The sequence below is a fragment of the Roseomonas rosulenta genome (assembly GCF_016106005.1).
GTDB lineage: Bacteria > Pseudomonadota > Alphaproteobacteria > Acetobacterales > Acetobacteraceae > Neoroseomonas > Neoroseomonas rosulenta.
In genome coordinates, this window is record NZ_JACADR010000151.1 from 1 (window position 1) to 10,499 (window position 10,499).

Here is a 10,499-nt window from a genome sequence, read left to right on the forward strand (position 1 = left end):
CGCAGGCACGCGGGGCGGGGCGGCTGCCGGGTGTCGCGGGGCGCGGCTGGGTGCGCGCGATGCGCCGCGCGACGCGCGCCGCTTTCTGGGCCTGCGCCATCATGCTGGTGCCGACCTGGGTGCTGCTGTGGGAATCGGCCGCGGTGCTGCGCGCCCTGGGCCAGGACGCGGCGCTGGCGGCGCTGGCGCAGGACTACACGCGCGCGGCGATGTTCGGCATGCCGGGCTTCTGCGGCTTCGTCGTGCTGCGCGGCTTCCTCGCGGCGATGGAGCGGCCCGGCGCGGCGATGTGGGTCTCCTTCGCGGCGGTCGCGCTGAACCTGCCGATCGCCTGGGCGTTGATCTTCCCGGCGGGGCTCGGCGTGCTGGGGGCGGGGCTCGCCATCGCAATCGCCAATATCGGCATGCTGCTGGCGCTGGTCGTTCTGATCCGGCGCGACCGCGTGTTCCGGCGCTTCCGGCTCTTCGGGCGAGTTTGGCGCCTGGATGCCGGGCGGCTGCGGGAGGTCTTCGTCGTCGGCCTGCCGATCGCGGCAACGATGCTGCTCGAGATCGGGGTCTTCACCGCGGCGGCCTTCGCCATGGGCTGGTTCGGCACGGTGGCGGTGGCGGCGCATGCCATCGCGATCCAGACGGCATCCGCGACCTTCATGGTGCCGATGGGAATCGGCCAGGCCGCCACGGCGCGGGTGGGGCTCGCGATCGGCGCGAGCGATCCGCGCGGGGCGGCGCGGGCGGGCTGGGTGGCGGTGGCGCTGGGCGCGGGCTTCATGGCGACGATGGCGCTGGTGCTGGTGCTGGCATCCTCCGCCATCGCGCAGCTGTTCCTCGATCCGGCCGACCCGCAGTCGGGCGCGGTCGCAGCACTCGGCGCGACGCTGCTGATCATCGCTGGCGCCTTCCAGATGGGCGACGGGATCCAGGTGGTGGCGGCCGGCGCGCTGCGCGGGCTGAAGGACACGCGCGTGCCGATGCTGTTTGCCGCGCTTGGCTATTGGGGGATCGGGCTGCCCTTCGGGCTGCTGGCGGCGCGCTACGGCGGGCTTGGGCCGCCGGGTGTGTGGGCCGGGCTCGGCGTGGGGCTGGCGCTGGTCGCCGCGATGATGCTGCTGCGCTGGCGGCGGCTGTCGGCCGCCGCCGCCGGCGCGCCGCTCAGTCGCTCTCGGGCGGGATGACGTTGGTGTTCAGCCCGTCCACCAGAACGTCGCGCATGGTCTCGGCGGCCTTGAGGCGGATGTCGTCCCAGGCTTCGGGCGTGTGGAAGGCAATGTGCGGGCAGATGATGAGGCGCCCGGTCAGCCAGTCCTCCCGGTCGCGATAGGCGCGCAGCAGGGAGGGGATCGACTCGACCGGGGGCTCGACCGGGATGACGTCGAGGCCCGCCGCGGCGACATGGCCTTCGCGCATGACGGCCTCCAGTGCATCGATGTCGAGGATCGGCCCGCGCGCGGTGTTGATGACGACCGCGTTCTGCGGCAGCAGGCGCAGTTCGCGCTCCCCCACCAGGCCGCGCGTGGCGCGCGTCAGCGGGCAATGGATGGAGAGCACGTCAGCCTGGGCCAGCATCTCGTCCATCGTGCGGCAGCGCGTCACGCCGATGGCGCGATCGGCGCCGTTCGGCAGCGCCGGGTCGAAGAACACCACGCGGTAGCCGAGCGCCTTGGCGCGCAGCGCCGCCGCCGTGCCGATGCGCCCGAGGCCCAGGATGCCGAAGGTCTGCACCTCCTGACGGCGCACCGCGGGGTGGCGCATCACGCCCCAGGGTGCAGGGTTCGGGCCGCGCTGCGTGTCGTGGTAGAGCGTGAGGCCGCGCCGCAACGCGAGCGCCATCAGCACCGCGAATTCCGCCACTTCCTGCGTGCCGTAGTCGGGCACGTTGCAGACCTTGATGCCCCGCGCCGCTGCCGCCGCACGGTCCACGCGGTCGTAGCCCACACCCATGCGGATGATGACGCGCAGCTTTGGAAAGCGCGCGATCTGGTCGGCGGGCACGGCCATGCGCAGCGTCATCAGCGCATCGGCCTGCTGGCAGAGTTCGTCCGGCAGCTCGGCCAGCGAGGATCTGCACGCCCCCTGCAGGATGCGCACGGAGGGACCCATGATGCGCTGCTCGAGTGAGGTGTCGGGATACAGTCCCTCGGGCTCGAGCACGGTCAGCGTCATGCGGGTCCTCCGTCGCGTCGCGGCGGAGGATGCGGCGGGCGGGGCGGGCGGGCAACCCGGCGCGCCGCGCGGCCGGAACACCGCTGGCGACGCCAGGAAGGCCCTGCTGCCGCCACGCGCGATCCTCCACGCGGCGACAGCGTCTTCATGGCCTTCCATCCCGTGTTGTAGTGTTCGACGGCGATGCTCGTGACCGCGGGACGGGGGCATGGCGCAGGGAGAGGATGCGATGGCGGATCGAAACATTCTCGTGACCGGCGCCGCCAGCGGCATCGGTGCGGCGACGTGCCGCGCCCTGGCTGCACCCGGCGTTGCCATCGCGGTGCATACGCGCGGCAATCGCGAGGGTTCGGCGCGCACCGCCGCCGCGGTGCGCGAGCGGGGCGGGGAGGCCTTCGAGATCTTCTGCGACCTGGCCGAGCCCGGCGCGCCGGAACGCGCGGTGGAGGAAGCGGCGGCGCTGCTGGGCGGGCTCGATGTCGTCGTGTCCAATGCCGGCTTCGCCGACCGCACGCCGGTCGCGACGCTGACCGATGCTGCCTTCGCGAGAAGCCACGACGCCATAGCGCTCGCCTTCCTGCGCATCGCGCGCGCGGCGGGGCCGATCCTGCGCGAGGGGCGCGATCCTCGGCTGATCGCCGTCTCCTCCTTCGTCGCGCATCTGTTCCGCAACGACGTGACGGTCTTCGCGGCCTCGGCCGCGGCCAAGGCGGGGGTCGAGGCGCTGGTGAAGGCACTCGCGCTCGAATGGGCGCCGGCGGTGACGGTGAATGCGGTCGCCCCCGGCTATACGCGCAAGGACCCGGGCGCGCATGCCGCGCTCGATGCCGCGCAATGGGATGCGATCGCTGCGCGGATTCCGCTCAAGCGCCTTGGCACGCCGGACGACGTGGCGGCGGCGATCGCGTTCCTGGCCTCGCCCGGATCGGCCTATGTCACGGGGCAGGTGATCCATGTCAGCGGCGGCGTCGTGATCTGATGCTGCGGCGCGCATTGCTCGCACTGCTCCTGGCGCTGCCGGCGGCCGCGCAGGACCAGGGCGCGGTGCATGGCGGGCCGGTGCGCGCGCTGGCGGTGGCCCCTGGCGGCGGTGCGCTGGCCTCGGCGGGCTTTGACCAGTCCGTAATCTTCTGGGACCTGGCGAGCGGGCGCGCGCGTGCGGTGGTGCGCTGGCATGCGGGGGCGGTGAATGCGCTGGTGGCGCTCCCTGGCGGCGGCCTGGCCTCGGGCGGGGAGGATGGGCGCATCGCGATCTGGCCCGCCGATCCGCGCGCGGGGGAGCCGCTGCGCGTGCTGGACGGGCATGACGCGCCGGTGGCGGGGCTGGCCTGGCACGACGGCGTGCTGGCCTCCGCGGCCTGGGACGGCACGGTGCGGCTGTGGCGCGAGGGTGCCGCGCCCCGCGTGCTCGAAGGGCATCGCGGCAACGTCAATGCCGTGGTGTTCCGCGCCGATGGGGTGCCGGTCAGTGCCGGCTTCGACGGCACGCTGCGCGCCTGGCGGCAGGACGGCACGGCCGATGTGCTCGCCGAATTCGGCCTGCCGCGCAACGCGCTGGCGGCGCTGCCCGATGGCGGGCTGGCGGTGGGCGGGGTGGATGGCGCGGTGCATGTGCTCACACCCGATGGCGCGGTGCGGGAGGTCTTCTCGGGCTCACGCCCGATCGCGGCACTGGCGGCGAATGCCGCGGGCACGCTCCTGGCGGCGGCGGGGCTGGGCGGCAGCGTGGCGGTGATCGGCCTGCCCGAGGGGCGGCTGCTGCGAACCCTCGATGGCCCCGGCACGCCGGTCTGGTCGGCGGCGTTCGACACGGATGGGCGCACGCTCTGGACCGGTGGCGCGGATCGCCGCGTGCGGCGGTGGGATGCGGTGGCGGGGCGTGCGCTCGGGCCGGTGGGCGATGCCGGCGAACCGGCTCTGCGGGAGGGCCTCGATCCGCATGGCGCGCGCGTGTTCCGCGCCTGTTCCGCCTGCCACGCGCTGAGCGCGGAGGGCGGCAACATGGCCGGCCCGCACCTGCACGGGCTGTTCGGCCGGCGCATGGGTTCCGTCGCGGGCTATACTTATTCCGAGCGCCTGGCGCGCGGGGACATCGTCTGGACGCCGGAAAGTGTCGCGGACCTGTTCACCCGCGGGCCGGATGTGGTGACGCCAGGGACGAAGATGCCGGTGCAGCGCGTCGAGAATGCCGAGGACCTGGCGGCGCTGCTGCGCTTCCTGGAACAGGCGACGCGCTGATCGGTCCCCGCTGCGCGGCCGGTGTGGCGCGTGACGATGTCGCGGCCGCCCGGCGCAAGGAGGTGACGGCGCTGATCACGGTGGTCGGGCATCCCGCCCGCGACCGGCACGGCAGGCAGCGCGGACTGAGGGGTGCGCCAAGGTCCTGCGACGCGTCGCGCGCAGGGGGCGCGGCGTCAGGCCAGCAGCCGGTGGATCGTGACCTCGCGGATCGTGCGATCCTCGAGCTCGAGCGTGGTCGGCACGGCGTGGCGCGCCAGCGGCTGCAAGCCCTCGCGCGGGAGGTAGGCGCGGCCCGGGTCGGCCAGCAGCACCTCCGCGCCCGCCTCGGCCATGGCGCGCAGCCAGGGCAGGACATGCGCGGTCATCGGCGCCTCGTAGCAGACATCGCCGGCGAGGATGACATCCCAGCGGCAGGGCGCGCCCACGATGTCGCCCTCGGGTGTCGCGACGTGAAGGCCATTCAGCGCGGCATTGAGGCGTACGGCGGCGAGCGCGAGCGGGTCGATCTCGGCGGCTTCCACCAGTGCGGCACCCGCGCGCGCCGCGGCGATGGCCGCGATCCCGCAACCTGCGGCGAAATCGAGAACGCGCCGGCCCGCGACGCGGGCCGGTTCGTCCAGCAGCAGCCGTGCCGTCGCCTGCCCGCCGGGCCAGGCGAAGGCCCAGAAGGGCGGCTCGATGTTGCGCTCCGCCAGCCAGCTTTCGGTCGCCTGCCAGATCGGCGTGATCTCGCTCGCGAGATGCAGCGCGATCTCGGGCACCAGGGGTGCGCGGGCGATCGTGGTGTGCGCGCGGACGAAGTCCTCGGCCGTCACAGCCGGCCGATCAGAAAGGCTGCCGCGATGGCGAGCCCCACGTCGCGATTCGCCTTGAACAGCCGCAGGCAGAGCGCGGGGTCGCGGATGTCGAGCTTCACCACCTGCCGTGCCAGCAGCGCCGCGGGCAGCAGCAGCGCCGGCGCGAACCACCAGGACAGCCCCGCCAGCGCGCCGGCCAGCGCCAGCAGCGCGAGCGTCACCGCGTAGCAGGCAGCTAGGAAGGGCCGCGTGCGGTCCCCGAAGCGCAGCGCGGTGGACCGTATGCCGACCAGCGCATCATCCTCGCGGTCCTGGTGCGCGTAGATCGTGTCGTAACCCAGGATCCAGAAGAACCCCGCGGCCCACAGCGCGATCGCCGCGGCATCCAGCCCGCCGGTCGCGGCCGCGTAGCCCGTCGGCGCGGCCCAGGAGAAGACCAGCCCCAGCACCGCCTGCGGCCAGTCCGTCACGCGCTTGGCCAGCGGATAGAGCGCGATCGGCACCAGCGAGAGCACGCCGAGCAGGATCGCCGCCCAGGGCAACTGCACCAGGATCACAAAGGACACCGCCAGCAGCGCCAGCAGGAAGGCCAGCGCCTGTCGCGGCGTCACCGCGCCGGAGGCGAGCGGACGCCCCGCGGTGCGCTCCACCTGGCGGTCGATGTCGCGGTCCCACAGGTCGTTCACCACGCAGCCGGCGCCGCGCATCAGCACGGCACCCAGGCCGAACAGGAAGGTCAGCCACAGCCCCCGCCCCCAGGAAGGCGCGGCCAGCGCGAAGGCCCAGAAGCCCGGCAGCACCAGAAGCCAGGACCCGATCGGGCGGTCGAGGCGCATCAGCAGCGCGTAGGGGCGCCAGCCCTCGGGCAGGCGTGCGACCCAGCCGCCGGCGCGTATGTCGGTGTATCCGCTCACGCGCCGTATAAGGGGCATGGAGACCCGCCATGTCCACCCCGCGCCTCTTTCTCGACGCACCCCTGGCCGAAGGCGCGGAACTGCCCGGCACGCCGGCGCAGGCGCATCACCTGGGCACGGTGCTGCGCCGTGGCGTGGGGGATGCGATGTCGGTGTTCAACGCGCGGGACGGCGAGTTTCCTGCGCGCATCGTGGCGCTGCGCAAGGACCGCTGCGCCTTCGCCCTCGGTGCGCAGTCGCGCGCGCCGGCACCTGAGCCCGATCTTCGCCTGGTGGTCGCCGCGCTGAAGCGCGATGCGCTCGACTGGGTGGTGGAGAAGGCGACCGAGCTCGGCGTGGCCAGCATCCGGCCGGTGACCACGCGGCGCACCGTCGTCGATCGCGTGAACATCGAGCGCCTGGCCGCCATCGCACGCGGGGCGGCCGAACAATGCGAACGCCTGTCGGTGCCCGTTGTGCATGCGGCGGCACCGCTCCATGCCGTGCTCGATGCCTGGGATGGCGCGCCGCTGCTGGTGGCCGCCGAACGCCGCGCCTCCGCGCCGATTCGTGACGTTGCTGCGACAACACGCCTGCCCTGCGGATGGCTCGTCGGCCCCGAGGGTGGTTTCGATCCTGCTGAACTTGACGACGCGACCGGTCGTGCCTTTGTTACTGCCGTCGCCCTCGGCCCCCGCATCCTGCGGGCGGAGACGGCGGCGGTGGCGGGCCTCGCCGTGCTTCAGGCACTGGCGGGGGATTGGACCGCGACCTGAAGGCGCCGCGTCCCGCGGCGTTCGTGGAAGGGCTGCATGTCGAATCCCGGCGAGTCGGATCCCACGCCGATCACCTCGGCGCGCCAGCTTGCCGAGTGGTTCGCCGCCGGCAGCAAGCCGCGCGACGCCTGGCGCATTGGTACCGAGCACGAGAAATTCGGCTTCCGCCGCGACGACCTCTCGCCGCCGCCCTACGAGCCGGGCGGCATCCGCGCCATGCTCGAAGGGCTGATGGCCTTCGGGTGGGAACCGATCCTGGATCGCGGCAACCCGATCGGGCTGAAGCGCGGGGAGGCCTCCGTCTCTCTCGAACCCGGCGGGCAGTTCGAATTGTCGGGCGCGCCGCTCCGCACGCTGCACGAGACCCATGCCGAGACTGCCGCCCACCTGGACGAGGTGCGTCGCGTCGCCGAACCGCTCGGGCTCGGCTTCGCGCCGCTCGGCTTCCATCCGCTGGCCAAGCGCGAGGACATGCCATGGATGCCCAAGGGCCGCTACGCGATCATGCGGGAATACATGCCGCGCGTTGGCGCCATGGGCCTCGACATGATGCTGCGGACCTGCACGGTGCAGGTGAACCTCGACTTCGGCGATGAGGCCGACATGGTCGAGAAGCTGCGCGTCTCCCTCGCGCTGCAGCCGCTGGCCACCGCGCTGTTCGCCAATTCGCCCTTCGCCGAGGGCAAGCCCAACGGCTACCGCACGCTGCGCGGCAAGGTCTGGACCGACACCGACCCCGACCGCACCGGCATTCCGGCGGTGGCCTTCGAGGACGGCTTCGGCTTCGAGCGCTTCGCCGACTGGGTGCTCGACGTGCCGATGTATTTCATCATGCGCGAGGGGCGCTACATCGACGCCGCCGGCATTCCCTTCCGCGCCTTCCTGGAAGGCCGCGCGGAGGCACTCGCCGGCCACACCGCGACGATGGGCGACTGGGCTGACCATGTCACCACGGTCTTCACCGATGTGCGGCTGAAGCGGTTCCTGGAGATGCGCGGCGCGGATGCCGGCGCGCCGGCCTACCTGACGGGGCTGCCCGCCTTCTGGGTCGGGCTGCTGTACGACGACGCGGCCCAGAAGGCGGCGCGCGCGCTGACCGCGGGCTGGTCGGTCGAGGAGATCCGTGCGCTGCGCAACGCGGTGCCCGCGCAGGCGCTGACCGCGACCATCGCCGGGCGAACCTTGCAGGATGTGGCGCGCGACGTCCTCGCCATCGCGCGGGACGGGCTGAAGGCGCGCGGGCTGGGCGAGGAGATGCACCTCGATCCGCTGGATGCGATGGTCGCCACGGGACAGACGCAGGCGGATCGCTGGCTCGACCGCTGCGCGCGGGTCTGGGGCGGGGACGCGTCGCGGATCTTCGGCGAGGCGGCAGTCTAGAACGGCCTCAGAGGTCGCCGAGCCCGCCCAGGATGCCGCCCACCACGTCAAGAGAGACCTTCGCCACAGTGACGGTGGCGTCAAGCGCCGCGCCCGCGACGGCGCCCGCCGTCTCGACCACACCATTGGCAACGGCATCCGCGATGGCGCTGGCGGCATCGAGCGCCTGGCCCGTCTGATTCTCGGCCTGGCGACGGGCCTCCTCGCGCTGCGCCCCGTCGAGCTCGGGGGAGATCGGCTGTGTCGGGATCATTTCGCTGCCCTCCATCATGCGATGCAGATTGAGGCGGGGAGCCCCGGACCGGAAGGAAACGCTTCAGCGCACCGCCGTGCCGCCCACCGTCAGTCCCGTCATCTTCAGCGTCGGCTGGCCCACGCCCACCGGCACGCCCTGGCCCTGCTTGCCGCAGGTGCCGATCCCGGGGTCGAGCGCCATGTCGTTCGCCACCATCGCCACCTTGGTCAGCGCATCCGGCCCGTTGCCGATCAGCGTCGCGCCCTTCACCGGCGCGCCGATCTTCCCATCCTCGATCAGGTAGGCCTCGGACGCGCTGAACACGAACTTGCCGGAGGTGATGTCCACCTGCCCGCCGCCGAAGTTCACCGCATAGAGGCCGCGCTTCACGCTCGCCAGCACCTCCTCCGGCGCATGCGCCCCGCCCAGCATCACCGTGTTGGTCATGCGCGGCATCGGGATATGCGCGTGCGACTGCCGGCGGCCATTGCCGGTGGGGGCCACCCCCATCAGCCGGGCGTTCTGGCGGTCCTGCAGGAAGCCCACCAGGATGCCGTCCTCGATCAGCGTCGTGCGGTTGGTGGGCGTGCCCTCGTCATCCACGGTCAGCGAGCCGCGGCGGTCGGGGATGGTGCCGTCGTCGATCACGGTGACGCCAGGCGAGGCGATGCGCTGTCCGAGCAGCCCGGCAAAGGCGGAGGTCTTCTTGCGGTTGAAGTCGCCCTCGAGCCCGTGGCCGATCGCCTCGTGCAGCAGGATGCCGGGCCAGCCCGGGCCGAGCACCACCTCCATCTCGCCCGCCGGCGCCGGCACGCTCTCGAGGTTGACCAGCGCCTGGCGCAGGGCCTCGGCCACGCCGGCCTTCCAGGACTCCTCGGACAGGATGCGCGCGTAGTCGAAGCGACCGCCCGCGCCGAAGGACCCGGTCTCGCGCCGCCCGTCCTTCTCCACCACCACCGAGACATTGAAGCGCACCAGCGGGCGCAGGTCGGCCACGCGCTGACCGTCGGGGCGCAGGATCTGCACCGCCTGCCATTCCCCGGTGATCGAGGCCATGACCTGCACCACGCGCGGGTCGGCGGCGCGGGCGAAGGCGTCGATCTGCTGGAGCAGCACCGTCTTGGCGGCGAAATCCATCTGCGCGAGAGGATTGGCATCCACATACAGCCGCGCATTGGTCGCGCGCGGCCCCGCTTCCAGCGTGCCGGACCGGCCCTGGCGCACCGCCTTCACCGCCGATGCGGCGCGCGCCAGCGCGGCATCGGAGAGTTCGCCGGCATGGGCATAGCCCGCCGCCTCGCCGCTCACGGCGCGCAGGCCGAAGCCGCGCGTCGCGTCGTAGCTGGCCGATCGGATGCGACCGTCATCGATCGCGATCGCCTCGCTCTCGCGGTATTCGAGGAAGAGTTCCCCATCCTCGCAGCCTTCGGTCGCCTCGCGCAGGCGGGCCTCGGCGGCGCCGCGGTCGAGCAAGCCGAAGAACAGGGCGTCGGTGGTGGCAAGGGCGGTCATGTCGTCTCCTCAGTCGCCACGTAGGCAGATGTGGTGATGGCCGGCGGCAGGCGAAGGGTGGCGGTGGTGCCCGCACCGGGGCTGCTGTCGAGCGTGAGCGTCGCGCCCATCGCCTCGGCCAGCAGGCGCGCCAGATGCAGCCCGATGCCCGATCCCGGGAAATGCCGCGCATGGGACGAATCGAGCTGGGTGAAGGGCTCGAAGGCGCGCGGGATGTCCTCGGGCGCCATGCCGATCCCGGTGTCCACGACCGCGATGGCGAGGCCGCCGCCCGCCTCGGCCCGCACCACGAGCCGCACGCTGCCGCCCGCCGGGGTGAACTTCACCGCATTGCCGACCAGCGCGGAGAGCACGCGCCTGAGGCGGCGCTCGTCCACGCGCGCCGCGGGCAGCGCGGGTCCGCCCTCGACCGCGAGGCTGACGCCGGCCTCGGCGGCCTGGTCCTGCGTCGCCTCCGCCAGCGCACGGGCCAGCGCGGCGACATCGACCGGCGCGCGACCCA

At 72.9% G+C, this 10,499-nt stretch carries 11 protein-coding genes; 5 read left to right on the top strand and 6 right to left on the bottom strand.

Features of this window, described 5'->3' with window-relative positions:
* On the top strand, positions 1–1,175 hold a 1,175-nt coding region (locus tag HW578_RS16790), incomplete at its 5' end, for an MATE family efflux transporter (protein WP_198371765.1).
* On the opposite strand, the gene HW578_RS16795 is transcribed toward HW578_RS16790, so the two are convergent.
* The gene (locus HW578_RS16795; protein WP_198371766.1) at positions 1,153–2,163 is read right to left on the bottom strand and encodes a C-terminal binding protein; all 1,011 of its coding nucleotides are present in this window, start codon (positions 2,161–2,163) and stop codon (positions 1,153–1,155) included. The genes HW578_RS16790 and HW578_RS16795 overlap by 23 nt on opposite strands.
* A gap of 229 nt (positions 2,164–2,392) precedes the next feature.
* Here HW578_RS16795 and HW578_RS16800 point away from each other — a divergent pair, with 229 nt between their 5' ends.
* Together HW578_RS16800 and HW578_RS16805 are read left to right on the top strand one after the other, a co-directional pair.
* Positions 2,393–3,142, top strand: coding sequence for an SDR family NAD(P)-dependent oxidoreductase (locus HW578_RS16800; protein ID WP_198371767.1), 750 nt, complete (start codon positions 2,393–2,395; stop codon positions 3,140–3,142).
* Between the two features lie 14 nt (positions 3,143–3,156).
* On the top strand, positions 3,157–4,401 hold the full coding sequence (locus tag HW578_RS16805) for a c-type cytochrome (RefSeq protein ID WP_232479040.1): 1,245 nt from the start codon (positions 3,157–3,159) through the stop codon (positions 4,399–4,401).
* Between the two features lie 176 nt (positions 4,402–4,577).
* On the opposite strand, the gene HW578_RS16810 is transcribed toward HW578_RS16805, so the two are convergent.
* Both HW578_RS16810 and ubiA read right to left on the bottom strand, forming a co-directional pair.
* Complete coding sequence (locus HW578_RS16810) at positions 4,578–5,219, bottom strand: class I SAM-dependent methyltransferase (RefSeq protein WP_198371769.1); 642 nt, start codon at positions 5,217–5,219, stop codon at positions 4,578–4,580.
* Positions 5,216–6,133, bottom strand: a complete 918-nt coding sequence (gene ubiA / locus HW578_RS16815) for a 4-hydroxybenzoate octaprenyltransferase (protein ID WP_198371770.1) — start codon at positions 6,131–6,133, stop codon at positions 5,216–5,218. The genes HW578_RS16810 and ubiA overlap by 4 nt, the downstream gene beginning before the upstream one ends.
* 11 nt (positions 6,134–6,144) lie before the next feature.
* Between ubiA and HW578_RS16820 the strand changes: the two genes are divergently transcribed.
* Positions 6,145–6,870 carry a 16S rRNA (uracil(1498)-N(3))-methyltransferase gene (locus HW578_RS16820; RefSeq protein ID WP_198371771.1) on the top strand — a complete coding sequence of 242 codons (726 nt, stop codon included), beginning with the start codon at positions 6,145–6,147 and terminating at the stop codon, positions 6,868–6,870.
* Between the two features lie 36 nt (positions 6,871–6,906).
* A complete protein-coding gene (locus HW578_RS16825; protein WP_198371772.1) occupies positions 6,907–8,250 on the top strand; it encodes a glutamate--cysteine ligase in 1,344 nt (447 codons plus the stop codon).
* A 7-nt stretch (positions 8,251–8,257) separates the two neighbouring features.
* On the opposite strand, the gene HW578_RS16830 is transcribed toward HW578_RS16825, so the two are convergent.
* The 3 genes from HW578_RS16830 to HW578_RS16840 form a co-directional block, all read right to left on the bottom strand.
* Complete coding sequence (locus HW578_RS16830) at positions 8,258–8,503, bottom strand: hypothetical protein (RefSeq protein ID WP_198371773.1); 246 nt, start codon at positions 8,501–8,503, stop codon at positions 8,258–8,260.
* Positions 8,504–8,566: 63 nt separating this feature from the next.
* Entirely contained in the window at positions 8,567–9,997 is a 1,431-nt protein-coding gene (gene tldD, locus HW578_RS16835) for a metalloprotease TldD (protein ID WP_198371774.1), read from the bottom strand.
* A partial coding sequence (locus tag HW578_RS16840; protein ID WP_232479041.1) for a sensor histidine kinase occupies positions 9,994–10,499 on the bottom strand: 506 nt, incomplete at its 5' end. The genes HW578_RS16840 and tldD, both read right to left, overlap by 4 nt.